The 25489-nt window shown below is 51.6% G+C and carries 20 protein-coding genes and 2 tRNA genes; 9 read left to right on the top strand and 13 right to left on the bottom strand.

The window, feature by feature from the left end; all coding sequences use genetic code 11:
* Positions 1-39 precede the first annotated feature (39 nt).
* Positions 40-2151 carry a glycoside hydrolase family 30 beta sandwich domain-containing protein gene (locus B7989_RS03495; RefSeq protein ID WP_088627204.1) on the top strand — a complete coding sequence of 704 codons (2112 nt, stop codon included), beginning with the start codon at positions 40-42 and terminating at the stop codon, positions 2149-2151.
* 115 nt (positions 2152-2266) lie between these two features.
* Here B7989_RS03495 and B7989_RS03490 read toward each other — a convergent pair whose 3' ends face one another.
* The 6 genes from B7989_RS03490 to B7989_RS03465 all read right to left on the bottom strand — a co-directional run bounded on the left by B7989_RS03490 (position 2267) and on the right by B7989_RS03465 (position 9131).
* On the bottom strand, positions 2267-2905 hold the full coding sequence (locus B7989_RS03490) for a hypothetical protein (RefSeq protein WP_088627203.1): 639 nt from the start codon (positions 2903-2905) through the stop codon (positions 2267-2269).
* A gap of 139 nt (positions 2906-3044) precedes the next feature.
* Positions 3045-3854 (bottom strand): glutamate racemase, encoded by an 810-nt coding sequence (murI, locus tag B7989_RS03485; protein WP_088627202.1) that lies wholly within the window; start codon positions 3852-3854, stop codon positions 3045-3047.
* Positions 3851-6079, bottom strand: coding sequence for a UvrD-helicase domain-containing protein (locus B7989_RS03480; protein ID WP_088627201.1), 2229 nt, complete (start codon positions 6077-6079; stop codon positions 3851-3853). Before B7989_RS03480 ends, murI begins: the two co-directional genes overlap by 4 nt.
* Positions 6080-6178: 99 nt before the next feature.
* Complete coding sequence (locus tag B7989_RS03475) at positions 6179-7201, bottom strand: lysylphosphatidylglycerol synthase transmembrane domain-containing protein (RefSeq protein WP_088627200.1); 1023 nt, start codon at positions 7199-7201, stop codon at positions 6179-6181.
* The gene (locus B7989_RS03470) at positions 7194-8348 is read right to left on the bottom strand and encodes a glycosyltransferase family 4 protein (RefSeq protein WP_088627199.1); all 1155 of its coding nucleotides are present in this window, start codon (positions 8346-8348) and stop codon (positions 7194-7196) included. Before B7989_RS03470 ends, B7989_RS03475 begins: the two co-directional genes overlap by 8 nt.
* A gap of 3 nt (positions 8349-8351) precedes the next feature.
* Positions 8352-9131, bottom strand: a complete 780-nt coding sequence (locus B7989_RS03465; RefSeq protein ID WP_088627198.1) for a class I SAM-dependent methyltransferase — start codon at positions 9129-9131, stop codon at positions 8352-8354.
* A gap of 254 nt (positions 9132-9385) precedes the next feature.
* On the opposite strand from B7989_RS03465, the gene B7989_RS03460 reads away from it, so the two are divergent.
* Complete coding sequence (locus B7989_RS03460) at positions 9386-10198, top strand: RNA polymerase sigma factor RpoD/SigA (protein ID WP_072800257.1); 813 nt, start codon at positions 9386-9388, stop codon at positions 10196-10198.
* Positions 10199-10403: 205 nt separating this feature from the next.
* Here the strand turns inward: B7989_RS03460 and B7989_RS03455 are convergent, their stop codons facing one another.
* The 3 genes from B7989_RS03455 to hemW form a co-directional block, all read right to left on the bottom strand.
* Positions 10404-14621, bottom strand: a complete 4218-nt coding sequence (locus tag B7989_RS03455; protein WP_144264956.1) for a hypothetical protein — start codon at positions 14619-14621, stop codon at positions 10404-10406.
* Positions 14622-14644: 23 nt separating this feature from the next.
* Positions 14645-17359 (bottom strand): hypothetical protein, encoded by a 2715-nt coding sequence (locus tag B7989_RS03450; RefSeq protein WP_088627196.1) that lies wholly within the window; start codon positions 17357-17359, stop codon positions 14645-14647.
* A gap of 137 nt (positions 17360-17496) precedes the next feature.
* The gene (gene hemW, locus B7989_RS03445; protein ID WP_088627195.1) at positions 17497-18666 is read right to left on the bottom strand and encodes a radical SAM family heme chaperone HemW; all 1170 of its coding nucleotides are present in this window, start codon (positions 18664-18666) and stop codon (positions 17497-17499) included.
* A gap of 66 nt (positions 18667-18732) precedes the next feature.
* Here hemW and B7989_RS03440 point away from each other — a divergent pair, with 66 nt between their 5' ends.
* The 3 genes from B7989_RS03440 (at position 18733) to B7989_RS03430 (ending at position 20100) form a co-directional block, all read left to right on the top strand.
* A complete protein-coding gene (locus B7989_RS03440) occupies positions 18733-18912 on the top strand; it encodes a hypothetical protein (protein ID WP_144264955.1) in 180 nt (59 codons plus the stop codon).
* Between the two features lie 7 nt (positions 18913-18919).
* Positions 18920-19996 (top strand): adenylate/guanylate cyclase domain-containing protein, encoded by a 1077-nt coding sequence (locus tag B7989_RS03435; RefSeq protein WP_088627193.1) that lies wholly within the window; start codon positions 18920-18922, stop codon positions 19994-19996.
* 31 nt (positions 19997-20027) lie between these two features.
* Positions 20028-20100: transfer RNA gene (locus B7989_RS03430), tRNA-Gly, on the top strand.
* A 333-nt stretch (positions 20101-20433) separates the two neighbouring features.
* Here the strand turns inward: B7989_RS03430 and rplT are convergent.
* Genes rplT through infC form a run of 3 tightly spaced genes read right to left on the bottom strand, consistent with a single transcriptional unit; the run spans position 20434 to position 21638 of the window.
* Positions 20434-20784, bottom strand: a complete 351-nt coding sequence (gene rplT / locus B7989_RS03425; protein WP_088627192.1) for a 50S ribosomal protein L20 — start codon at positions 20782-20784, stop codon at positions 20434-20436.
* An 11-nt stretch (positions 20785-20795) separates the two neighbouring features.
* A complete protein-coding gene (rpmI, locus tag B7989_RS03420; RefSeq protein WP_072800243.1) occupies positions 20796-20993 on the bottom strand; it encodes a 50S ribosomal protein L35 in 198 nt (65 codons plus the stop codon).
* 18 nt (positions 20994-21011) lie between these two features.
* Complete coding sequence (gene infC / locus B7989_RS03415; protein WP_233144227.1) at positions 21012-21638, bottom strand: translation initiation factor IF-3; 627 nt, start codon at positions 21636-21638, stop codon at positions 21012-21014.
* Positions 21639-21763: 125 nt separating this feature from the next.
* Between infC and B7989_RS03410 the strand changes: the two genes are divergently transcribed.
* Positions 21764-21835 (top strand) — tRNA-Gly (locus tag B7989_RS03410).
* 151 nt (positions 21836-21986) lie between these two features.
* On the opposite strand, the gene B7989_RS03405 is transcribed toward B7989_RS03410, so the two are convergent.
* Positions 21987-23339 carry a toxin-antitoxin system YwqK family antitoxin gene (locus tag B7989_RS03405; protein WP_233144226.1) on the bottom strand — a complete coding sequence of 451 codons (1353 nt, stop codon included), beginning with the start codon at positions 23337-23339 and terminating at the stop codon, positions 21987-21989.
* A 34-nt stretch (positions 23340-23373) separates the two neighbouring features.
* Between B7989_RS03405 and B7989_RS03400 the strand changes: the two genes are divergently transcribed.
* The 3 genes from B7989_RS03400 (at position 23374) to B7989_RS03390 (ending at position 25459) form a co-directional block, all read left to right on the top strand.
* Positions 23374-24177 (top strand): hypothetical protein, encoded by an 804-nt coding sequence (locus B7989_RS03400; protein ID WP_144264954.1) that lies wholly within the window; start codon positions 23374-23376, stop codon positions 24175-24177.
* 7 nt (positions 24178-24184) lie between these two features.
* Positions 24185-24703, top strand: coding sequence for a hypothetical protein (locus B7989_RS03395; protein ID WP_088627189.1), 519 nt, complete (start codon positions 24185-24187; stop codon positions 24701-24703).
* 99 nt (positions 24704-24802) lie between these two features.
* Complete coding sequence (locus tag B7989_RS03390; protein WP_158212858.1) at positions 24803-25459, top strand: hypothetical protein; 657 nt, start codon at positions 24803-24805, stop codon at positions 25457-25459.
* Positions 25460-25489: the final 30 nt, after the last annotated feature.

The following is a 25489-nucleotide window of genomic DNA, read 5'->3' as shown; positions in this document are numbered from 1 at the left end:
AAAATAAAGCTATCTTCAACCAAAATTTGGAGTTGTGTTATGATGAAAAAACTTTCTACTGCAGCCCTCGCGGCAGCCACAATCGCTTCTGCAGCAAGTATCACCGTCGACCCGACCGCAACCAAGCAAGAAATTGTCGGTTTCGGCGGCGCTTCCGTTTATTACCAGAGCTGGATTACGGCACTTGCCGACAAAAACAAGGAAGCCCTTTTTGACACCGCCTTCACTGGCTTGAACCTTTCTCTTTTGCGCGTGGGCAACTGGCTCCAGGCCGATACCGCCAAGGTAAGCCAAGACGACATCGCCATCGTGCAGGCAGCCAAGCAGCGCCTCGGCAACCACGTGAAGATCGAAATGTCCAGCTGGTCTGCACCGGGCAACCTCAAGCCGAGCGGCAGCGTGAACGGTAAGGATGGTTCAAGTTCGGCCGACAACTCCCTGAAAAAAGTCAGTGGCGACGCCTATGGTGCTTACGCCTACAGTGACTTTGCCGCCTGGTGGAAAAAAAGCCTCGAAACCTACAAGGCTGCGGGTATCACACCGGACTACATCAGCCTTCAGAACGAACCGGACATGAATGCCGACTACGAAGAAACCCTGTTCGACCCCACCGAAACAGACACAGCGGCCGGCTACAAAGAAGCTTTGAATGCAGTCTATGACGCCGTGAAGGGCACTACCAAAATTTTGGGCCCCGAGCCGCTCGGTATTGGCTACAGCAACTTCGAAAAGTACGCCAAGGAACTCGACGACAACAAGCTGGACGGCTACGCCTACCACCTGTATCACGCCGGTGACGGCAACGACAACTCCGGCAACAACTACCTCGCTCCCGAAAACTACCGCAAGGCCATGAAGGCTATCGGTACCACTTACGGCGGCAAAGGCAAGCCGATTATCATGACCGAGTTCTGCAACATGCTCGACAAGACTCGCGAAGAAGACATGGTGGGTCTCGCCCACATTATGCAGGTCGGCTTTACCGACGGTCAGCTCGGTGGCTACATCGCCTGGCAGCTCTTCTGGGGCGAAGGCCGCGGCCAGCTTATCGGCGTTTGCACCGAAGGCTGGGGCAGCTGCAAAAAAGACGAAATCGTCATTGGCCCTGAATACCACGCCATGCGTCATTACTCCAAGTTCGTGAATCCGGGCTGGAAGGCCATCTCTGCCACCACCGCCGAAAACGACCTCAAGACAGTCGCTTTCGCAAGCCCCTCCGGCGACTCCGTTTCCGTGATCATCATCAACACTGGCAAGACCGCCATTCAGCTTGACGCTCCGGCAATCAGCAACATGAATGTCGCAACCGCAGTACAGTCCAAGGAAAACGGCTTCAAGAGCAAGAACATCACGCTCGCTAGCTGCTACATGCTCCCCGCACGCTCGGTGACGACGCTTGTTCTCACCAAGACCGCTGCCGCCCCGACCGTCGCCGTCTGCCAAGACGAAACGACCGACCCGAACTACTCTGAACCGGTCATCACCCCGTCTGCAGATGTCGTCATTCTCGACTACTCCAAGACCACCGACGTTTCCACCTGGCAGGCCATGAGCGACAACCTCGGCGCCGTCACCTACGAAGCCGGCGAACTCGATGGCATTACCGGTTATGTAAACGTTCCGCTCGCCGGTTGCGAACAGGCCGATTGCGGTTACAAGAGCCAGCTCGTGAACATCAGCGAAGAAGGTGCCGCCGCACTGGCTAACTGCTCTGAACTGGTGATCACCATGCGCAGCCAGGACAATTCCAACGCCTACGTGAACGTGGGTGCCGCAAACGGTGGCAGCTGGGTCGACTACCAGTACGGCCGCACCGCCGCCGCAGGCAAGTGGAGCGAAACCACCGTTGATCTCGAAAAGGAAGGCGACAACGGCTCTACCGCCCTGCACTTCAACAGCGACGCAACCGGAATCTACATTGCAAAGATTATGGCTACGGGCTGCACCTCGGCCGGTATCACGAAGGCTCCGAAGTTCGCCGTCAATGACCGCTTCGCCCCGGCGAAAGTCTTCGACCTGAACGGCAATCTCGTGTGGAGCGGCCTCAAGGGCCAGGCTCTGAACGCCGACGGCACGCTGCGCCTCGACCTCCGTCAGGGCATGTACCTCGTAAAGACCAAGTCCTCGACCGTAAAGGCCATCAAGAAATAATGAACAATGTGGAATGTGAAATGAGAAATGTTTAATTATCCATTTCACATCTCACATCACACATAAAAAAAAAGCGGGCTTTAGCCCGCTTTTTTTTGTTGCTTCAGCAACTCAATTAGCCTTCTTCGAGAGCTTCCTTGTATTCGTCGACCGTCGCGATGTATTCGTCGATCATGTCGTCCTTGGAATCAAGGTAAGCAAGAATCTGTTCCAGATGTTCCTTCTTGAACACGGCCTTGAGCTGACGGCTAGCGTGGCCCTTGTAGCCCCATTCCTTGAGGATTTCGTCGGTCACCACAAAGGCGTCGTTCATGGACACAAAGCGCATCGGGCCATAAACAGCCCAGTTGTGTTCCATCTGCATGCATTCCGGTTCTTCAAGTTCCGGGTTAGCCATGTAGCGCTGGATGTGGCGGGTACGCACGTCCTTGATCTTGTCGATGCGCATGTAACCCATAATCAGGTACTTGTTGCGGAGTTCGGAATCGCTCAGGCCTTCGTAACGGGTGCCGAACAGAATGTAGCGGCTCTTTGCCTTGAGGATTGCATTAATCGCCTTCACGTTATAGCAGCTCATCAGACCATAGGTGCTGGTTTCGTAGTTGGGTTCATAAAGGAAACCCTTACCGTTTTCGTTCAGCTGGTCACGGACCGGCATTTCGGACTGGTGGCTGGTTTCGACGTAGAGCAAGCTACCGGCAGCGTTGCCGCGGTAATCCTGCCAACCTTCGAGATTGATCTGTGTTTTAGGCATTTGTCATCCACTCTAGTTAGGTTAAACTTTGGGAACCCCGAATTTTTGGTCCGGGGTCCCCTTTTTATATAAATCTTACAATCGGACTACTTATGGTAGTCCGTTGCCCTTTTCAATACGCAAGATACAAATTTATAAGCTAAAAGGTAACTGACTCTGCCGAAAAACTGGTCATTCCAAAGAGCGACGCCCCTTTTTCGAAGAATTTCGCGGTATCGGTCGTCAAGAACCGGGTTTTTCCATTTTTTGTAAGGCGGGCATCCATCTCCGGATGACGCTTCAGGTAGTCCACCGTCTTCTCGGAAACAATGTCACCCTGAAACACCAGCTTCACGTTTTCGGGGAGTGCGGCACGGATTGCCCCCTCCAGGAGCGGGTAATGGGTACAGGCGAGCAAGACCGTATCGATATCCGGGTCTTGGGCGAGCAAGGCGTCCACGTCCTTCTTGACAAAGAATCGGGCCCCTTCGGATTCCCTTTCGCCGTATTCGACCAGAGGCACCCACATGGGGCAGGCATGCTGCGTCACCTTAAGCTCGGGGTAAAAATGGTTGATTTCAATCAGGTAACTGCCCGACGAAACCGTACCCGCCGTCCCGAAAATTCCGATATGGCCCGACTTGCTGAACTTGCCGATTTCTTCGGCGGTGGGTCGCACAATGCCGAGCACGCGTTTGTCCGGGAACTCATATGGCAGCACATCTTGCTGAATACTCCGGAGCGCCTTGGCCGATGCCGTATTGCAAGCGAGAATCACCAAGGGGCAGCCACGGCTGAACAGTTCGCGAACAGCCTGCAATGTATAGCGGAAAATCGTTTCGAACGTACGCGAGCCATAAGGAGCGCGGGCGTTATCGCCCAGGTAAAGGTAGTCGTACTGCGGGAGCGCCTTCTGCAGGTTTCTGAGAATGGTAAGTCCACCAAAGCCCGAATCGAACACGCCTATCACAGGGCATCCTCCATCATCTTGTGGACCATGGGGAGCATGTGAACCTTCGGGTCAAACTTTTCGCTTTCCTTACGGCACTGCAGCACGTCAATCGGCGCAAGCACCTTCACGTTCACTTTGCAGCGCTTGGTATCCTTACGGCGTTCCCACACCGGGCCCGAGCCCTTGATTACAAGCGGGAGCATAAGGGCATCGTTTTCGCAGGCAAAACGGAACACGCCACTCTTGAACGTTCCAAGAGCACCCGTCTTACTGCGCGTGCCTTCGGGGAAAATAAAGATGCGAACGGAACTGCCTCTTTCGGCAACAGCCTTGCGCACGGCCTTGGCGGCTCCGCCCTTTTCACGGTTCACTAAAACGCAACCGATCTTGTACATCCAAAAATTCAAGAACGGAATGCGGCCGAGCGATTTCTTCGCCACAAAACCGACCGTCTTCTGGAGAGCCAAAAATACAATCGGAATATCTGCAAAGGAATTATGATTACCCACCACGAATACCGGGCGACTCCAATCGACTTTACCGAGCTGAGCCTGGTCTTCGATCGTCAAATCCACACGAAGCACCTTCATGCAGAATCTCGAGAAATCCTGGATTTTGTGTTCAAGCCATGCGTCAAAATTTTTTCCGTAGCGCAGCTTTAAATACGGTAACGCTAGAATATACATCAGCATATACCCCAGCACTGCGACAACGACATAGACTTTAAACAAAATTACAGGCATACTCAAATCCATATTTCGACTCTGGCCAGTTTCAGAAGGCAAGAACCTTGAACGCCTAAACTTTCGCAGTTTGCCTTTCCAGAATCTACGTTTGCAATATAACAAAATCAGGTACGCCTCGGCACGGGTCACCCCGACGTAATAAAGCCTTCGTTCCTCATCTAGCTGGCGTTTTCGTGCCTGGCGGTCACCGGTGCATTCCCCGGGCGTGAGTTTTTCGCATAGACCCGCATAATACACCACCGCATACTGGAGTCCCTTGGAGGCATGGACCGTCTCGACATGCACGCCGTCTTCAACCGTCACCTCGGGCGAAGCCTCTGCGCCCCCTTTAGAATCCGACTCACCCGCATCTGTCACCACATCACCAGCAATCGGAATATTGTAATCCCGAAAGGCCTGCTCATAATAAAGGCGCTGGCGGTTATAGCGAACGAGGATTGCGAAGTTTTTCCAGGCAAGGTCATAGTCCTCGCGAAGTTCCTTAATCGAAACGACAATCTTCTGGATTTCTTCGACAGGGTTGTCGGACACCCAGATTTCGGGCTTGCGGTTTTCCTTATAGAGCGGGTTTCCGCCGGAACCGTTCAAGTTACCGGCACGAAGCATTTTACGTAAGTGAATCGGCTTGTTCTTGAAAATGCCATTCGCCAGGTACAACACGTTCGGCACCGAGCGGTAATTCCATTCCAACCGAATCAGAGTCGATTCCTTGAAATCTTCGCAAAAACGCTCGATGTTTCCGATGTCGGCACCACGGAATCCGTAAATGGCCTGGTCGTCATCGCCCACGACAAACAGTTGTTTTCGTTCGCCGAGCAAGCCCTTCACCAAACGGTACTGCGAAGGGTTTATATCCTGGTATTCGTCGACCAGAATTTCTTTCCATTGCCCGCGAAAGTAATCCCGCGCCGCCTCGTTGGTTTCAAGCAATTGAATCGCCGAATAGATAAGGTCTTCGAATACGACTTGGCCCGATTCAAGCACCGTTTCGCGAAGCGGTTGCAACTTTGCCGAAACCGCCGCGCCGTAGCAATCCGAAAACAAGTTCTCCCGCGACACTTTGACTTTCAACTTGAGCTTCGAAAGCGCCTGCGAAAATTCGCGTTCCGACGATTCTGTCGGCACCGGCATTTTCTTGAAGCCCAAGAGCTCATAGGCAGGACACTCGCCGCCCACGCCTTCACCGCATGGAATCATGCACTTGAGCATATATAGCGCAAGCGAATGGAACGTACACAGTCGCACGCCCGCATTCGGGAAAAGCTTCTGCACGCGTTCCCGCATTTCGGCGGCGGCCTTTGCGGTGAAAGTCAGCGCCAAGATTTTTTCGGGCTCTACACCGCAAAGAATCCTATACTGGATTCGCTTGGTCAAGACGGATGTCTTGCCCGAGCCGGCCCCCGCCAAAATCAAAAGTTGCGCACCTTGCTCATGGTCATGCAGCACCGCTGCACGCTGATCAGAATTCAACCCTTTCAGGATTTCTTCGGCGTCCATAACGCCTCGTATGGATTGGGGCGAAGTACATGTAAATCGCCACCGCTATCTAAAAACCGTCGCACGCCCCAACGTCTGTTCAAGGCCTGCGCCGTCGAATTATTTCGGCTCGCCCGTAGTCTTAGCAGGCGTATTTGTCGCAGGCGTTCCGCCAAGCAAAAATACGAATGCGCCGAACAGGCTCAGCAACAAGCTCACAAAGTAAGCGAGCAACTGAATCACCACCGATTCAAGCCCCGGCACTCCAGCACGTGCAAAAAGCGACTGCGCCAGAAGTTCACGCGGGCCAAAGCCGCCAATCGAAATCGGGAGCGCACTCACGATCGCGACCAACGGGATGTAGTAAAAGTACCACGAAATCGAAAGGTCAACGCCGACCGCGATTCCGCAAAAATAATGCACCAGAATTCGAAGTCCCTGAGTCACTGCCGAAAGCAAGTTGATCGACACCAAGAGTTTCGCCGAACGAAAGTGTTGGAATCGTTCAAACATGTGAATCAGACGTTCGTTAATCTTTTTCGGGAAAATCTTCGTAAGCACCTTGCACAACAAGCGCCCGAGCCTACGGCTGCAAAGGGCGGCAAACAGTGCACAGAACCCCAGGAAAATCCAGACCGAGGGCCACATGAACGAGCGTTGAGCTTCATCGTGCATAAAGAACAACAAGCCCATGGCAAGCGCAAACAGCGTAATAAAGAACAGCCCATAAAGGCGGTCAAAGAAAGTCGCCGTAAGCCCAGCGCCTACGGAATCCTGGCCACCCTGCATGCGGATATCGTAAACCTTCTTGGCATCGCCACCCACATTGCCCGGCATAAAGTTATTGAAGAAAAGTCCCACGTAATAGAGCTTGAGCAAGTGCCCGTAACCAAGCTTCACGTTCTGCTTTTCAAGCAAAAGTTTCCACTGCAAGCATGCTGTAAAATTCGAAAGGCCAAGGCACAAAAGCGCAACAAACAAAGGCCAAATGCTATGCGTACTGAACAGCGTATACAAGTCATCGACGCTCCAGTCCGGAGCCATCACAATGTTGCGGTACACAAAGTAAGCCGGAACCGCCGTCACGACCAACTTCAAACAAAAAATCAACGCCGACTTGAGTCGGCCATTCATTTTACTCATTTCCTCCCCCCACTTGTCGCTCTATAACGGCGTCCTGCAAAAGATCAAGCGTCTTCTCAGCAGCAATGTCCCAGCGGAACTCGCCCGCATAGCTTTTTGCCGCCGCCGAAAGTCTCGTGCGCAAATCGTCGTCGCTATAAAGCCTGTCCATTTCGGACGCGCAAGTATGAAAATCCCCCACCGGGAACAAGAGTCCCGTTTCGCCGTTCCTAACGCTATCGCGGAGTCCCGGCACATCGCTTGCAATCGTCGTCGTTCCAAGTCTTGCAGCTTCTACAACAGTAAGCCCCCAGCCTTCCTTGAAGCTCGTCTGCAAGAGCGCCACCGCATTTCGCAGCAGGGCACGCTTTTTCGACGGCGATACAAATCCCAAAAGATCAACACGTTCCGTAAACCCGCGTTCCTTAAGCCATGCCGGAATCTTTTTCAGGAGCGGACCATCACCCGCCACCACGAGTTTCACATCCGGATGGTTCTCGGCAAATTCTTCGAACGCTTCAAGCGCCGTCCAAATTCCCTTGTAGCGGTGCACGCGCGAAAGCCACAAGAAGTACGGCGTACTCGGCACTTCTTCAGATTTCTCGACCTGCGACGGATCCACATCAGAAGCCTCATGGGCTTCGTCAGATCCATTATAAATCACCGAGATGCGATCTTCGGCAATTCCAATTTCTTCAAGTTCGTACTTGGTACTCGGGCTCACCACCACAAACGGCTGCTTGCGGTAGAACCACGGAATAACGCGCTCGAACGCCCACACCATAAAGGCAATCGGGAACGACGCCTCATGGAAAATGGAGCCGCGCCACAAGTGGTGCATCTGCACCACCACGGGTTTCTTGGTCAAGAACGGCGTAAACAGCGGAAGCTTGTTCAAGTCCTCGACCACCACATCGAAATTGAATTCACGGTCCAGCTTACGGATGTTCATCGCCGTCGTAAGCTGGAACAATAAATCACCGCCCTTGCGAATCACCTCGATTCCGTCGACCGTTTCGCGGGCCTTGCAGCCGGCGAACGCCGTCGTAAGGAGCACAACCTTGTGCCCCGCTTCTGCAATCTGCGAAAAAATACGGTGAAGGTGCTTTTCGGCGCCCCCTGCAGCAGGGTGCATCCGGTCGCGGTAATTGACTACAAGGATGTTCATCGGCTAGGGCTTCTTGCCCAAGACTCCAATGCACAACTGCGTGTAGTGCATAAGCGAATTGTTTTCGAGCGCATCCAGAAGAGCATCCTTCATCTTCTGGTAAGCAGTCCCCTGCAGCGGATACTTCGGCAGTTCCACGCCCACCTTAAAGCCCACTTCGCGCACAATGCGGTAGAACAGGTTCGGACGCATCCAGTCGCCATAATCATAAACGCATTCAAAGCCCGCATCGGTCATGAGCTTCTTGAGCTGCGGCATGGTGAACTGTTTTTCCCAACCGGCAAACCACTTGTCCATCGCAATCAGGATATGCTTGATTACAGTGTACGGGTGAATGGTCTGCGGCACGTCGCACAGGCAATGGCCACCATGCTTTAAGATGCGGTAGTTTTCCTTGATCAGCGGGAGCGAATCCTTAAAATGCTCGGCCAAGCCCTGATGGAACACCAGGTCAAAAGTGCAATCCGGGAACGGAGCCTTGAACGCATCGCCACGGACCAACTTCAAATTGTCGTAAAGGTTGTCCTTGGCACGAATGGCATCCACAATCTTCAAACTATTCTCAGCGTAATCGAGCACGTAGACGTCAGCACCCAGGCGGGCCAGTTCAGCACTGTCGCGACCGGTACCGGCACCCACTTCCAAAACCTTGAGGCCTTCGAGCCTAAAATTCTTCTTAATCGTATTCAACACAGACGGGGACGAAGGATAAACCTTGTCCATATCGTTCTTCTGTTGCCAAAATCTGTTCCAGACAGACTGATCAGGTTCTTTAATAGACATAGCGTGTAAAATATACGAAAATATTGAAAACAAATTCGCAAACGCCATGTTTGCGGGCATTTCCGGCCCAGCGCAGTAATTGTCATAAATTTATGACAATAGTTGAAATATAAAGACAATTTTTCTATTTTTAGAGACAAGATTCACGAAAGTGTGACAATTTAAGGGAAATTTGATACACTTTGCAAATTTTTTACACTTTTGGCACGCATCTTGCTTAAAAAAATACGATATTAAGGATGTAAGGTTATAAAATGCATATTGATTCTACTGATACTACTCTAAAACGTTACCTCGAAGATATTAGACGCACCGCTCCCCTCTCCCGTGAAGAAGAGCAGATTCTGTTCCAGAAAGCTAAAGAAGGCGACAAGATCGCCCGTAAGAAGCTTATTTCTGCCAACATGCGTTTCGTTTTGAAAGTCGCTATTCAATACCGTGGTTGCCCGATTCCGCTGCCGGACTTGGTGAGCGAAGGCGCTATGGGTCTTGTACGTGCTATCGAATCCTTTGAACATACTCGTGGTCTTAAGTTCATTAGTTACGGCGTGTGGTGGATTAAGGCTTACATTACCCGCGCCATTAACGAACAGGGCAACCTGATTCGCTTGCCGGCCAACCAGCACCTCCGCGTGCGTAAGGCTTTGCACGAACAGAGCCGCGGTAAGGAAATCAACGAAGAAATCCGCGAACTTATCCAGATCGGTCAGCGTGGCGTTTCGTTCGACAGCCCGCTCAAGGCAGACTCCAAGGCGACCTACGCCGAAGTGTTGCCTGACGGCACCGCCACGAACCCGGAAAACGAATCCGAAATCCAGAGCGTCGAAGCTTTGGCCCGCGACCTCATGGAACAGCTTCCGGAACGCGAAGCCAAGGTGATTACCGGCATCTTCGGCATCAACCAGGAAGCTCCGCAGACGCTTCGTGAAGTGGGCGAATCCATGAACATTTCCCACGAACGTGTCCGTCAGTTGCGAGACCAGGCTCTCCGCCGTATCCGCAAATACAACAGCAAGGAATTCTTGCAAGACAAGAAGGACGCGTTCCTCGCAGCGATTAATAAATAATTAATCGCTGCCTATGACGCATGGGGCTCCGCCCCCTGGACTCCTTTTCCACATTCGGGCAACAATCTAAAACCATTTAACGTCTGAAGATAATTCAGACGTTTTCTTTTATGCTTATACAAAAAGCGACCGCCAAAGGCGATCACTTTTCATTTTTTTGCTCAGAACTCGTAACCGAGTACTATTAACTGCGGCGCAGCCGCCCCTACTTCTTGTGTTTCTTGCGGCGGACGCCCCACTTGTCCTTGATCTCTTCGACAATCTTCTTGTCTTCGTAGCGGACGACCATCTTGAACTGCACAGTGTACACGCCCGTTCCGACAAAGCGTCCCTTGTTATCCTTGAAGTTCCAGTTCACAAAAACCTTCTTGTCGGTTTCAAGGCAGTTACCGCCGAACTTCGGGCTTTCGCAAGGCACCGTGATAATGGTGTCGTTCACGTACTGACCCAAGTGATCGAAGTAGTTCACGATGAACGAGATGTACACGTCTTCGGGCTTCAAGGAATCAAGCACGGACGGATCATACGTACCGTCGGCAGATACCTGGGCGCGGTCCAAGAGCTGCGGCACAAAGCGTTCGCCCAACTGCACCAACTGTCCAAGGGCACCTTCTTTTTCCATGTCTTCCTTGGTGGTCGACCCCGGCACGTAGCGCAGATTCACAGAGCTAACCGTCTGCAACGTGTAGCTCTTGCCGTCAGAATCTTCCTTCGGGGTATCATCATTGATGTCGAACGTACCCATCTGCGTTGTTTCAACCAAGTGGTTCAGGAGACCACCGATAACAACAGCCTGCGGGTTTTCACCAGCGATGTTACCGTAGTTGTCCTTGATTGCATCCTTAAGGCCCTTGTGAACCACAATGGAGTCACCCGGCATGATCGTTCCGTCGCTTCCGTTAAAGACGAGCTTTGCAGTCAGGCCATCCGGAGACCAATCGATCCTCGTCGGATTCAGCTCGATCGTTTCTTCGCCATGAATATAAGAGAAGAAATCCTTACCCTTCAGGTTCTTCGTGCGAATCGGTTCCGAGAACTTGATTTCAAGCGTATCGGCCTTCTTGCCGTAGCTGAGCGTCGCGCTTGCCACAACCGGAGCCATCTTGTCAACCAGCGGTGCAACGTCTTCGTTCACGAAGGTTTCACCAAAGATCTTGTAGTAAGTATAGACCGTTGCCTGCGGCAGCTTATCAGAGATGCTCGTGACGCCAGAGGCAAGCCTTGTTGTCGAGATAACATCCCAGATAACGCGAGTCGAATCCTTCGGGTCGATCTTCATGTTTTCAGGCTGGGCCTGCAACTGGATCATCATTCCACGATAGCTGTACCACGGGAAGCTCATGTAGAGCGATTCGTCAAGGTCATCCTTCGTCAACTTCTTGTCGAATACGGCCACAACCTGGTCGAGAACGCCATCGCCATCGGTATCCCAGTATTCCACGTTCTGAACCATTGGGAATCTGTCAACCACCTGGACAGGAACTTCACGTTCGTATTCGTCAGAGGTAATGTACGGCAAGTTCGTGAAAGTGGCGCCCGGATACAGCGACACGCTATCCTTGTCACTACCCTTCAACTTGAAGTTCTTGCCAACCAGAATCACGATATCCTTGGCAGGCATGTAGACCTTCTTGATCTGGTCCACATCGAAGCCATAGCGTTCGGCACTCTGCTTGATCATGACCAGCATTTCGGGCGTACCGATATCTACCGGGAACAGGTCAATGTTATACTGCAAGAACAGGGAATCGAGACCGTTTACATTGCGAATAGCGTAGGCATCCTTAATGACATTGCTACCCACTTCCACAATGGAGGTTTCACGCACATAGGTCGCGCCATCGCTAGCCTTGTCGCCATAGGTTACCAAGGCCTTGGCATCCTTCGGGAATTCGCCGACAGACGGAAGCACGAGGCTAGAGACATCCACCAGAATACGGTCGCGAGCAGAATTCAGCTTCGGATCCACGCAATCAAGCGTATCCTTACCAATCACAAGCTTCACACCATCCAAGTAGTAAGTCTGCGACAAGGTGTCGTCCAGCAAAATTTCCACATAGTCCAAAGCCATATCGCCATCGGTATCCTTGATATAGCCGACGCGGGTATCCGGAATCGGATCGAAGAAGTTGATGTTGTCGATGATGACCATTTCGTTGCCACCATACACCTTGATCGAGCCGCCCTGAACCACTTCGTCTGCCGTCACGAAAATCGTCACGGAGCCGTCGGCGTTCACAACCAGGGATTCGTTCTTGGAACCGTCCGTCGGATCAACCAGCTTCACGCCTGTCTTCGAAACAATGCGGAGAGAATCCGGAGAGCCGAAATATTCCTTAACCTTATCCTTATCCAAGGTAATGGCAACGACATCGCCCACCTTGGCAGAATCCAGGCCGGAATTATAGTGCAAGTCCATCGGAATGCCCTTGGGATCATTCGTCAGCAGGTAATGGTTACCATTGATTGCCACCACCTTCGGGTTGCTCGGATCGGGATCCGTGGGAACAAGCACCACGGTCTTAGAAACAAGGGAATCACCCTTTTCAAAGTCATCGGCAGACGGATATTCATCGAAGCCATCGCCCGGATCTTCATCGTAGTCTTCGGCACCGAAATACACTCTCGAAGAACTGGATCCGTCACCTTCGTCTTCACCGGTTCCGATAGCGCGGCTCGAAGAGGACTTGTCGCCCACATCCTCGCCATTGCCCTGTTCGCTGCTGCTAGAACCGTTGCCATTGCTGTTGCTGCTAGAGTGGCCACCGTTTCCGCCAGAGCTCAGGTTAGAATCGCCAGCGCTGCTGGTGCCATCGTTACCACTGCTACCATTATCATTACCGGAGCTGCCTCCGTTGCTGTTAGAGCTAGAGCCATCGCTATTGGAGCTTCCGCCATTGCTGTTAGAGCTTCCGCTGTTACTATTAGAACTTCCGTCATTGCTGCCAGAGCTAGAAGCATCGCCACCGGAGCTATTGCCATTGCCTGCAGAGCTCAAATTGGTACCGCTGCTGGAATTGCCGTTGTTGCCGGAGCTAGAGCCGTTATTCGAGCTGCTAGACTTTACGCTGCTAGAAGATTCATGGTATTCCACCAGCGAAGAACTGCTCTGCGAGCTGCTCGAAAATTCTTCATCGCCACCCGTGTTACCGCCTTCACGAATCACGCCCACACCCGAAAGCGGAGCCAAGTCGTCAAGGTAGTTGTCAATCCACTGCACGTGAATCAAGACGTTGTCGTTAATCAGCTTCTTGGGGTTTGCGGCATAATCCACAAAAATCATGTGACCCGTATTGGATGCCACAAAAAGGTGACCGTAACCATCCGTGGTACCCTGGTCCAAACGCCAGCCCACGCCACTGGTTCTCGGGCCGCTCAAATTCGCCTTCGATTCTTCAAAGAAATATTCACGAAGGTCAATCGTTGCAACGACTTTCGCCTTGACTTCGCCACCTTCGCGATAAGGCTGGATCTGCACAATGCGAGAACCGCCGAACACAAAGATCGTCTTGGAATAAGTATCGTAGGCGCCACCATGAGCACCTTCCAAGGAGTCAATCAAAACCTTGGTGCCGACAGAAGCAATGACCTTATCACCAACGTTACCGCCATAAGTACCGCGGTTCGCATTGGTCACAGTCACCCAAGTCGTATCGGTAAACACGCCGAAATACGAATCCTTGAGGTTATTCTTATTCTTGCGTTCCTGTTCCGTACAGGCCCTATATCCGCCGCCCGCTTCGCAGCCGCCACCGAAATAGTCCGAACGCGTAAAGAAGGCCGTACCATCGCCGTCCCAAATCACGGTTGCCAGTTTCTTGTCTTCTTCAGAGGTATGCTTCGGTCCCTTGGGTCTCAATTCAACCTGATAACCAGTCGTTGCAAAGTTGTGGTTTTGAGGATCGGTTTTCGTCGAAAAACGGTACAGATAACCCGGAATACCGGCAGCCCAAAGGTTATCTCCCTTCGGGTCCATCATCAAATGCCAGAAACCGCCCTTACGCGTCGCAGGAGTAGCCCTTGCGACACGACATGCACCGCCATTTTCCTTGGCGGTCTTACTCACCTTGAAAATACGTTCGCCCTGACCGGCCACCAACAGGTCGCCATCCGGATGGTGAACAATACCATCGGCACCTTCCATGCCATCGCCTTCGGTACAAAGAGTCTTCTTGTCCGAGGGTTTCATGAGCAAGTAACCCGCACCATTGTACTGGTAGCTAATGCTCTTGACGCGGTCGCTCTGTTCGTACTTGGTATAGTACAGCGTGGCCTTGGTAGCAGCATGCGGCACGATATCGCCAATCTGCTGAATCCAAATACCCGTTGCCGGGTTTTCCGGAGTAGGGTAATCTACGCCTGCAGCGTAGCTTGCCGCCGCAGACAATAAAACTAACGAAAAATATTTGGCAGTGTTTCTCATGTTCTTACCCTCGGAAAAAATCCTTATTTAGCCCTCTTGGAAGAGATACCCCATCTAAAGATTCTTTCAACCTTAAAGTCTTCCTTTGCTCCGTAAACCTTTACTCTGAATTTTGCAAGATAGATACCGGCGCCCACCTTGCGGCCATTGTCGGCACGCATGTTCCAGCGAACATAGAGCTTGTCCGGATTTTCAAGGCAGTTGCCGTCGAAGAACGAATCATCGCAAGCAATGCTGCCCGAAGCGCCTCCAACGTAGTTGCCAATATTCGTATACACATAGAGTTCCCAATGGAGTCCGATATCTTCCATATTCGGCACAACCAGGCCCTTGTCATCTTTACCCATAATGGTCGAATAACCGATATCCATGAGCACTCCCAGCGAAGACTGATCAGAGGCTTCCTTGGCATCCTTCACATGTTCAATCGTGAACGGCTTCACGCGATCACTGAGTTCTTCAGCCTTGTTCAAGTCCGCAAACGAATTCGTCTTCATAATCACGCGCGGATCGCCTTCCACCATGACAGTCGGAGCAAGTTCAGAAACCTTGTTACCGCTCTTGTCGACAAGGCCGCTCGTGAAGTTATCGAAGCGCACGGAGTCAGCAGGATTCATGCGGCTTGCAAGATCTTCGCCGGCTTCCATGTACAGAATCAATTCACGGCCATTTTCACTCCATTCCGAAGACTTAAGGCTGTAATGCACCCAAGAACCATCGACATAGAAAGCGAGGCAGTCGTCAGTAAGATCGACAGCATTCTTGTCCATGGTTTCAGAGAAACTAATCTTGAATTTATCCGGTTCCATCATCTGGAAGGATTCCGGATACAGGAACGTCGACGAAATGACCGGAGCCATGTAGTCGTTCATTCCGTACATCATTTCTTCTTCAGATTCCTTGCCTTCAACAGAAACCTTGTTAGTAATCGAGGCGTAGCCGTATTCGGTCTTTCCGCCCTTCGAATAGGACTTGTCAATTCCTGTCAACAATTTCTTGATATCGTATTCTTCAGGATCAAGAGCATAGCCCAGCAGCGTGCCGTCTTCTGAAAGGGTAAGGTCTGCAATATTCGGATGAATGGCGACCAGTTCACCGTCATTGTCGAGCCAGTAGAAGGTGATATCCATCTTCTTGAGATCTTCTTCGGTAATCGGTGTTTCAAAGCCCAGCGAGGTAGAGTCCATGCGGCCGTCACCGTCGCGGTCATAGAAACCGTTCTTGTCGTTGTCTACATAAATGCGGCCGGCATTCTGCACCGGGACTTCCTGGTTGTTCTTGCTGGTCGGCACACCGTCAGCGGCTGTCAGGATTCCATCGGGGCATTCCTTGTTACTGCAGATGGTTTCGATCTTGAGCATGTCGCCCACAGACACAACGCCCGATTCCACAGTGAAGACCCACTGGGTTCCCTTCTTTGAGATTGCCTCCACATCGATTGCTTCGCCGTTGAGTTTCAATCCACGACCGCTCGTCCAAGACGGATCGATGTCCTTGTTGAAGCGTACGATCAAAGTATCCGTTCCGTCATTGCCCTTGACCAAGGTGGCCGTCTGAATGGCAGCGCCAATGCTATCGGCAAGAGCGGTCGTGAGCGTGTCGCAGCGATTACCCACCGAGCACACATAAGCCTTTACGATACCCTTCGCGTCGTCGCCCTGGATTTCAACCTTGACGTCGGGCAGTCCAAAGATATCGCCATCTTGCTTGACATCGCCACTGTACTTTTCAAGGGACTTGTCGCTCGGCCAGCTGTAGAAGAAATCCTTCACGTCCATGGAATCGGTCTTACCGCCGAACCAGGTCGCAATGCTGTCGCCAATACCATCGCCATCGGTATCGTAAATGGCTGCGTTATCGAGAGTCGGCATATCGGGGTTCACGAACTGGTATTCGCCCGGGAACGGATCCGTCAGAATGAACTTGGTGTCGCCTACGGAATCCTTTCCGTCGTCGAAGGCGTTCATACTGAATGTCGAGCCGTCGGTCACAGCCTTGGTTGCAACTACCAGGAACTGGCCCTTGCCGTTATCAATATTTAAGCGAATGGTGTTGTCACTTTGCTTCAGGTTTACTCCACCATCGCTCAAGAACTGGAGGTTTTCGCTTTCACCGAAAGCCTTGAAATAGAAAGTCCTCTTCAGAGTCGAATCGACACGGCCCTTGGCCGGGCCAATCGGAATAATCGCTTCGACATCGACATGCATGGTATCGCCCACTTCGTACTGGAGCTTGGATGCATCCGCCACTTCTTCGCCCTTCACAATGTACTTGAGGTACGGCACGTAGAAGTTGTAGACCAAGCTCACAATCGGGTCCGTCGCAGCTTCGTCTTCGGCAGTACCGAGCATAAGGTTGTAGAGTTTATAGCGGCTTCCGACGCGCAACTTCACGAGACCGGAATCTTCATCGGCTTTTACAGCCTTCATGTTCTTGACGATAGAGGAATCTTCGGAAAGTTCAAGAGTCAAAGTGTCGCGGCCATAGTCCTTTTCTTGCGGAGCGTAGATAAAGAACGAAGCTCCCTTGATGGCGTTTTTCTTGACAAGGTCGGCTTCGGGCGGAACCACGTAAAGAATGGCGCCACGGTTATCCCAGATGCGGTAGTACTTGCAACGCACATCGGGCTTACCACTGTAGTCAATGCAATCAATCGATTCAAGCGCAAAAGCACCCGCTGCAAGACAAAGCAACGTGAACATCATCAGCGAAAGAATATGATTTTTTACAGACTGCATTATGACCTCTACAATTGACTCAAATTACGCAAAGAAAACTTTGCATAACATATACTCCAAAGATATGATTTTTTTTCAGAAAACGGACAACAAAAATTTACGTTGTGACAGGAATCTCAAGGCATTTCCAAGGCGGATTATTCCAAGTTGGAATAAGAATTCGCCAAATCTGTAACAATATCGTCCATAAAAATCCAGCCACGGCCATCAAGCCTTAAATTGGATTTAGTTTGTAACAAATTTAACAGATTACATTGTTTCAAAAAGCCCTTCGAAATCCAGCGTTCGCACACTGATTTATCCAGAGCGATTCCCATTTTTTCGAGATCTTCAGTCGAAATTCCCTTCGATTGGCGAAGTGAGAGCCATAAAAGTTCCATGATTTCGTCTTCACGCCCAAGCCGGTCAACCGAAAGCATCGATTCCGAGCAGCCCGACTTAACATAATCGCGCCACCGGGGGTAAATTTCGGGGGCATAATAGCGGACAGAGCGCAAATAACTATGGGCGCCAGGGCCAAAACCCGCATATTCGCCGCGATTCCAGTAATTCTGGTTATGCGCGCTTTCAAAACCGGGCCTTGCAAAGTTCGATACCTCGTAGCGTTCAAAGCCCTTGCGTTCCAGGATTTCGACACCACCCAAGTACATGGGTTCGTACAGGTCTTCGTTGACCGTAAGTTCCCCACGATCGACCCGGTGACCGAGCCTAGAACGGGGCGAAACGTTCAACCCGTAAAAGCTGACATGATTCAGCGGAAAATCCGAAAGGCGGTCTACATCGGCCAAAAAGCCCTCCACAGTCTGCCCCGGCAAATCGAACATCAAGTCCGCATTCACCTGCAAGTTCGGCGTAGAGGTCAGCAAGGTTAAAGCATCTAGCCCCGCCTCTACCGAATGCGAACGCCCGACCAATTTCAACAAATTCGCATCAAACGTCTGGAGCCCAAGACTGATGCGGTTTACGCCAAGTTCCATCGCATTTCGCACGGATTCGCGGCTAGTCGATTCCGGGTTAAATTCCATGGAAACTTCGCTTAATTTGGACACATAGAGCCCAACCGAAGCGAGGCAATCGAAAACCTGGCGCAGGAACTCCGCCGGCAATTCCGAAGGGGTTCCCCCACCCAGGTAAAGCGTTTTCGCATTAGCAAGAAGCCCCGGATTCGCCTCCTCAAAACTTACAATTTGCTTACACAGCAAGTCCGTGTATTCGGCAAAAATTTTCGACTGCGACGGCATTACGCGAAAATCGCAATAATCGCAAATTTTTTTGCAAAACGGCACGTGAAGATAAACACAAAACATCTTTTACAAACGAATAAAAATGTTACAAAAATCCTTTTTTATAAAATTTAAATTATATAAATGTATATGGACAACAAACAACTAAATAAATTCAAGAAAAAATTGAAGAAGCGGCTTCCGCTCCTGATTTTTTTGACGTTGTCCACCGCCATCTTCTTTTTGGCATCGACCCTGCTTCTAGACGAATCGTACAAAGATATCATCATTATCGCCATGATTTGGGCGTTGCCTCTATTTATCCACTGAAGGTGCTATGGCCATTACCAGACTCACGCAACGTAAATGCAAGGCGATCGGTTTCTACATCCTGAGCTGGGTGATATTTACCTTGAGCGCCTCGGCCCTTTTGACGTACGGCGCCGGGAACGGGTTCGACTCAACACGCATGCTGTTCATGCTGCAGTTGTCGCTTTTGACGGGCCTTTCGCACGCCATTTACGACGTGATGATTCTGCAAGACGAAATGGACAAAAGGCCGGTTGTGGCCGCCCTCTTGATCCGTTCTTGGTTCTTTATCGCAAGTATTTGCGCCAACCTGACACTCTGCATTCTGATATGGGACATCGACAAGAGCGAAGGCCTTATCAACGAAGCCGCCCTGCAGCATGTGCTTAACGTCTTTAAGCAACCCAAGACGCATATCCTGATCTTTGAACTGTTCATGCTCGGGAACCTGATTACCTTTGTCCGTTCTGTACACAAGAAATTCGGGACCCGCGTCTTTATGAACACCCTGCTCGGCAAGAACCAGGACCCCAAGGAAGAAGACCTGATTTTCATGTTCATCGACATGAAGCACTCTACCGAGATTGCAGAAGAACTCGGGCACGTAAAGTACAGCAACTTTATTCGCGACTACTACCGCCTGCTTTCGAACTGCTGCGAAGAAAACCACGGTGAAATCTACCAGATTGCAGGCGATGGCGTTTTCTTGACCTGGAAAACCAGCGACTGCAAACGCGCCGCCCGCCCGCTAGACTGCTTTTACGATTTTGCAGAATGCCTGGAACGCACCGCATATAAATTCAAAAAACGCTACGGGATTGTCCCCGCCTTCAAGGCCGCCGCCCATTGCGGAAAAGTCATCTCCACCGAAGTCGGAAACTTCGGAAGCGAAATGGCCTACCACGGCGACGTCCTGAACACCACCTCCCGAATCCAGACCCTTTGCTCCAAGCTCGGGCAGGATTTCTTGATCTCGGAAGACCTGTTCCTGAGGCTACCGCTACCACTACCCCACGGTTTTTTGAGCGTAAAGGCCGGATTTTTCGAATTAAGGGGAAAAAAGAACGGAATTTTGATTTTTTCTCTGCATATGCCCTTGACATAGCGAATTTATTATTCTATAATTGGGCTACCCCGCGGGAATAGCTCAGTTGGTAGAGCACGACCTTGCCAAGGTCGGGGTCGAGGGTCCGAGTCCCTTTTCCCGCTCTAAAAAAGAAACGCCACCTTAACGGTGGCGTTCTTTTTTATTCGCGTGAACGGGACTCGGAGACGAGAAGAGGGGCCGACTAAACAACGAGGCGCACGAAGTGCTTGCGAGTTGTTTAGGAACTCACGCCCTAAAGGGCGGGAGGCCCGTCAGGGCAGCAAGTCAGCCGCGCAGCGGAGACTGACGCAGCTGTCAATCCCTTTTCCCGCTCTCATGCAACGCTCGGAGACTGGCGCAGCCGCAGTCCCTTTGACTGCTCATTCCATTTCATACAAAAGAAAACGCCTCGTTCAAAAAGAACGAGGCGAATTTCTCGCGTGAAGATGAAGCTATTAGGCAGCCTTCACAGTTTCCACGACCTTGGCAAATGCTGCCGGATCGGCAACAGCCATATCGGCGAGAACCTTGCGGTTCATCTGGATGTTGGCCTTGGAAAGCTTGTAAATGAACTGGCTGTAGCTGATGCCATATTCGCGGACAGCTGCGTTCAAGCGAGTGATCCACAGAGAGCGGAAGTCACCCTTCTTGTCACGGCGGTGAGCGTAGGCATACTGACCGGCGTGGGCTACGGCGTCAATAGCAAGGCGAAGGTTCGACTTGCGACGGCCATAGAAACCCTTGGCGGCCTTGAGGATGTTTTTGCGGCGTTCGCGGGAAGGAACTCTGGTTTTAGCGCGTGGCATTCTTACACTCCTTATGCAACGACAAGCAGACGCTTGACATGGTAAACATCAACTTTCTTAACGAGAGCGCCCTTACGCAGGTTACGCTTACGCTTCGTGGACATCTTGGCAAGAATGTGGCGCATGCCAGCACGCTTGAACTTGACGTGGCCGGAGCCAGTCAGGCGGAAGCGCTTCTTAGCACCGCTGTGTGTTTTCATCTTAGGCATTTTTACCTCTTTAGGTTATTAAGTTGAAGCCTCACCTGCTGCCATGGGCTCGGTTACGGGCTTTGGTGCCTGGGGCTGCTTTTTGGCAGCACCTGCACCGCGTTTCGGACCGTAAATCGAGAGCATTGTGTTGCCTTCGACTCGCGAATCCATTTCCAAGTCGCCGTACTGGAGCAAGTCTTCTTTAGCGCGCTCCATCAGGCGTTTGCCGTAGTCCATGTGCGCCATTTCGCGCCCACGGAACTGCATAATAAGCTTGACCTTCATGCCATCCTGCAAGAACTCGGCGGCCTGCTTGATCCTGTACAGGTAGTCGTTCTCGGCAGTCTTCGGGTGCATCTTGATTTCTTTAAGCTTCACCACGTGCTGCTTGGCCTTTGCGGCCTTGGCCTTCTTGATCTGTTCAAACTTGAACTTGCCGTAGTTGATGATACGGCATACAGGCGGCTTAGCATTGGGAGACACTTCCACCAGGTCCAGTCCGGCGTCCTTGGCCATCTGGAGAGCCTGTTTGGTATCCATGATGACGGCCTCGCCATCTTCCTTTACAAGACGGATCGGGGAAATGCGAATGTCTTCGTTAATGCGGGTTCCATCACTCTGTCTGTTCGGCATGCGACGGTCGCGGGGGTTTTGTAACGCCAAGTTAAGCTACCTCTAGGTAAAATTGTTATTGTGGCGGTAAATATAGTTTTTTTAATAAAAATTGCAAGAACTTTTTAACCAACCCCTTTGAAAATAGGCGGATTTTTGTATAATTGGACTTGCTCGCGGCGGTAGCTCAATGGTAGAGCCTTAGCCTTCCAAGCTAATGGTTGCCGGTTCGATCCCGGTCCGCCGCTCTTAGACCCCTCACTGAGGGGTCTTCTTTTTATTTGTGAGCCATAAACGACTCGTATTAACGAGTCGTGTTGGCGAGAGCGAGGCGAAATCATAAGTTCCAAGATGATTATGAGCCGAGCGGTCTACATGGGGTCTTTTTTGTTTAGGTCCCTATTCCCCGAGCAAATGCATGATTACGGGGCGGTTCTTGCCGGCCTCGGTCTTGTGGATGGTGAGCTTACCGGTACTGTCATAACTGAACTGTTCGCCCACGCGTTCACCATTTACAAAAGTCAGGCTGTCGCGGAGCACGCCGCTCCGGTACCAGTTGCGCATAATTCCGTTACGTTTGCCATCTTTCCAGAACGTTTCGCTGGCGAGTTTTCCACCCATGCTGTCGGGGAAAAAGCTTCGGCTTTCTACAATTTGACCGTCTTGCCAAAGTTCCTCATACAATAGCAATCGACCCGGCTTTACGTAACGAACCGTGGCAGGGAACTTCCCGATACTTTGTACAAAGCCCACGCTCTGGGCAAGATTGCTGCTGTCAAGAATCCCGTTGACCCCGCCCACGTACGAAGTTTCGGCGCAGAACTTGGCCATATCGCCTTCGCAGGCGCCATAGATCACGCCGTTCTGGCTCAAGTCCACTTCACGCACCAGGTCTCCGCGTTCATCGAACCAGCGCCATACGGAATCGCGCTTGCCCTCGGCATTCCAGTGTTCCTGTTTCATGCGCGTGCCATCGGCCCTAAAGTACGTCACCGTCCCGATAAGGGCGCTGTCTTTGCCCGTTGTCCCTTTGCCGAGCACGCCCTGCACCCGGACGCGTCCGGTACCGCAATTTGCGGTATCGACCGTCTCGCCATAGCTTTCATAATAAAGCGCAAACGGTCCGTCCAGTTCTCCATTCTTGCAAGTGAACACTTCGAGCAGATGACAGTCTTTCGAAAAACGCTTCAGGTAGGCTGAATCGCCCGAGGCAGAAACAATCTCTCGCTTGGGATCCCACTTGGCGTGGCAATTGCCCTCTTGCTGCAGGGCACTGTTATCATACCATTTTTTCCAGATTCCTATAGCGCGACCTTCGTCGTCGTAATGTTCTTCGAAAGAACGCTCGCGGTTATAATGCCAACCTTCCCAGTCACCCACGGGGTGATCGTTTTCGTAGTAGAGGTAAGCTTCGACTTTCTTGTCGCTAAAAAGGGCGGTCCACTTGCCGTCTTTAAGGCCTTTCTTGTAATGTCCGAGCAGAGCCACATCGCCAAAGCCTGTCCAACGCTTGAAGTCGCCATGCGGCACGCCATCTTTGTACGGGATTTCCAGTTCCTTGATTCCGTCGGTGTACCATTCGTTCCTTTTCAGGATCTCGCCATCAGGGTAAACCCAGATAGAGGTCTTCTTCGCCCCATTTGCATGTTCGGCGAGCACTTTTTCTTCGGCACGTTCCACCGTACAACCCGAAACGAGCATCAAAATGGGCGCAACAAGGCCGAAAAAGGGTATAAAACGAATCGTACGCATACCAATTAAAGTAGAAAAAAGGTAATTTCTAATTGTGCTAGAGTTAAAGAATAAATCGATTGCCGATACCTTTAACGCAAGAATCCGCTCCCCTTGGGCTTGGGTGGTTTTGGCTGTTGCCATAGGGCTTACGGTCCTGTTCTATTTTTCGCAAAAGCCGCAAATCATCATGTATTCGCGCTACATCAAGACTCTTTCAGACTACCAGCTGCAGGAATCTTACGCCATGCGTGGAATGGAACGCGTACGAATCGGTTTTGGCATTGACACCGTTTTTGTTCAGGCGCAGACCATGACGCTGCGCGAAATTGCGGTTTCGTTCTCGCGCGAAATGGACGAAATCAGCCGGGTCGGAGTCAAGGCTCCCCCGCATGCGACAGTCGAACGATTCGAGCGCGAAGTCTTGGCCAAGGTTTCGAGCATGCGCCGCTACGCGGCAAGCCGCCATGGGTGGCTCGAGAGACTGCAGGCGGTCAACCAGCAGGTGGCTGGCCTCCCCGTAAGCATTCAAATTCCGTTACGCGGCACGCTCGATTCTGCGCGGGCCGGCTACCTGGTCGGAATCGCGGGCCTTGGCGACAGCATCGTGAACGCCATTCCCGATTCAACCAAGGAAGCCGTATTCGCCCTGCTCCAGGACAACGAAGAACAGACGCTTGCCTGGAGCCGATTCAACAGCGAACTCGCTGTCATGTACAGCGAGGACCTGATCCAGTTTTTCCAAAGCCAGAGCATGGAAGAAATGTCGCTCAAGTCCAAGATCCCCATGGCATTCTATTTCTTGACTCTCGTGCTGATGCTTTCTACCTTCTTCTTTATTTTTAGATCCAAGCAATAAGGAACACATGCGATTTTATACTTCTAGAAAACCGGCTCTTTTGAATTTTTCCTTGCTGCTGATGTTTTTGGCAGGTTGGCTCCTGTCTTACCTGATGCCAGCCCTCAAAGGCCTGATGCAAGAAGAGCACCTGTTCTACGGTACCGTTTCGCACGCCGCCATCCCGAGCATTTTTGGCGGGAGCAACATTCCTTTTTTCGACAAGACCATTTTCCAGATTAACGGCGACGACCAGGCTAACTTCATTCTGTACGCCTCGGAAGACATGCTGAACAACATGGCCGAATGGTACAGCTTTGCCAGCCGCGACGCAGGTGATATTCCGCTTGAAATTTCAGCCTCCAGAATCAACGACAAGACATTCATCGTACACAGCATGTCTTCGACCGACGGCGAAATTGACTTCGAAGCGCTCGTCATGGACTACCAGGTCTATTACGGATTCATCGGCTGCACGATTGTATTCGCCTTGGCGGTTGCCTCGCTCGCGTTATTCATTCTCTGGATTGTGAAAAAGAGAAAGTAGAACTTCGTTGGTATGAGACGTCTCGTCATATTATCACTTGTTGCGACTGCGTTAGCCTTTGCGCAGGCACCGTCCGACACCCTTACCATACACCGTAAAATGCCACCGATCAAGGGATCTATCATGCTCCCGGTGACAAGCCCTACAAGCGACATGCCCGTAGGCGTATGGCGACACATCAACAAAAAAGCATCGGCCGGAACCATCGTCTGGTTCCACGGCGGCATGACGAGCGGCAACTGCCAGAAGGGCCTCGTAGCGGGCGGAGCACTTTCTAAAATGTTGCCGGACTACACCATTGTCAGCGCGTCTGCCTGCAAACAAAACCATTGGGTCGAACCCACCACCATAGAAGCTCTAGACGACGCCCTCGACAGTCTCGTCAAGCGCCAGAAGAAAGAGATTACCGAAATCTCGCTCGTCGGAATTTCGGACGGTTCGCTCGGCGTCCTCGCCTATTCCATGTGGGGAAAACGCAAAATCAAGAACCGCATTCTCATGAGTTCCTATGGCGAAGCGCTCGGACCGGCAGCACAAGTCGCCGCACAGGCTCCGCTCAAGAACGGGCGCTGGCGATTCATTCAAGGCGGCTCCGACCGACTCTACCCCGCCGACAAGACCGTCCCCTGGATTCAGGAATTCTGTAAAAACGTGGGCACGGGGTGCGACCTCAAGTTCGACCCGCAGGGCGAGCACGACTGGAGCTATTGGGAAAAGAACCGCAAAGACTGGATTTTAGAGATTTTTTCTAAATAACCCTTGACAAATAGGGCAAAATTTTCAAAA

The organism is Fibrobacter sp. UWB5 (genome assembly GCF_002210295.1).
In the GTDB taxonomy this organism is placed as follows: Bacteria; Fibrobacterota; Fibrobacteria; order Fibrobacterales; family Fibrobacteraceae; genus Fibrobacter.
The sequence above is the reverse complement of the archived record's forward strand: the minus strand, read 5'-3'. Positions and strand labels throughout refer to the sequence as shown.

Coding starts and splice junctions, on each gene's coding strand:
- B7989_RS03495 (WP_088627204.1), top strand. CDS start 40: ATGATGAAAAAACTTTCTACTGCAGCCCTCGCGGCAGCCACAATCGCT.
- B7989_RS03490 (WP_088627203.1), bottom strand. CDS start 2,905: ATGCCTAAAACACAGATCAATCTCGAAGGTTGGCAGGATTACCGCGGC.
- B7989_RS03480 (WP_088627201.1), bottom strand. CDS start 6,079: ATGGACGCCGAAGAAATCCTGAAAGGGTTGAATTCTGATCAGCGTGCA.
- B7989_RS03475 (WP_088627200.1), bottom strand. CDS start 7,201: ATGAGTAAAATGAATGGCCGACTCAAGTCGGCGTTGATTTTTTGTTTG.
- B7989_RS03470 (WP_088627199.1), bottom strand. CDS start 8,348: ATGAACATCCTTGTAGTCAATTACCGCGACCGGATGCACCCTGCTGCA.
- B7989_RS03465 (WP_088627198.1), bottom strand. CDS start 9,131: ATGTCTATTAAAGAACCTGATCAGTCTGTCTGGAACAGATTTTGGCAA.
- B7989_RS03460 (WP_072800257.1), top strand. CDS start 9,386: ATGCATATTGATTCTACTGATACTACTCTAAAACGTTACCTCGAAGAT.
- B7989_RS03455 (WP_144264956.1), bottom strand. CDS start 14,621: ATGAGAAACACTGCCAAATATTTTTCGTTAGTTTTATTGTCTGCGGCG.
- B7989_RS03450 (WP_088627196.1), bottom strand. CDS start 17,359: ATGCAGTCTGTAAAAAATCATATTCTTTCGCTGATGATGTTCACGTTG.
- hemW (WP_088627195.1), bottom strand. CDS start 18,666: ATGTTTTGTGTTTATCTTCACGTGCCGTTTTGCAAAAAAATTTGCGAT.
- B7989_RS03440 (WP_144264955.1), top strand. CDS start 18,733: ATGGACAACAAACAACTAAATAAATTCAAGAAAAAATTGAAGAAGCGG.
- B7989_RS03435 (WP_088627193.1), top strand. CDS start 18,920: ATGGCCATTACCAGACTCACGCAACGTAAATGCAAGGCGATCGGTTTC.
- rplT (WP_088627192.1), bottom strand. CDS start 20,784: ATGCCACGCGCTAAAACCAGAGTTCCTTCCCGCGAACGCCGCAAAAAC.
- rpmI (WP_072800243.1), bottom strand. CDS start 20,993: ATGCCTAAGATGAAAACACACAGCGGTGCTAAGAAGCGCTTCCGCCTG.
- B7989_RS03405 (WP_233144226.1), bottom strand. CDS start 23,339: ATGCGTACGATTCGTTTTATACCCTTTTTCGGCCTTGTTGCGCCCATT.
- B7989_RS03395 (WP_088627189.1), top strand. CDS start 24,185: ATGCGATTTTATACTTCTAGAAAACCGGCTCTTTTGAATTTTTCCTTG.
- B7989_RS03390 (WP_158212858.1), top strand. CDS start 24,803: ATGCCACCGATCAAGGGATCTATCATGCTCCCGGTGACAAGCCCTACA.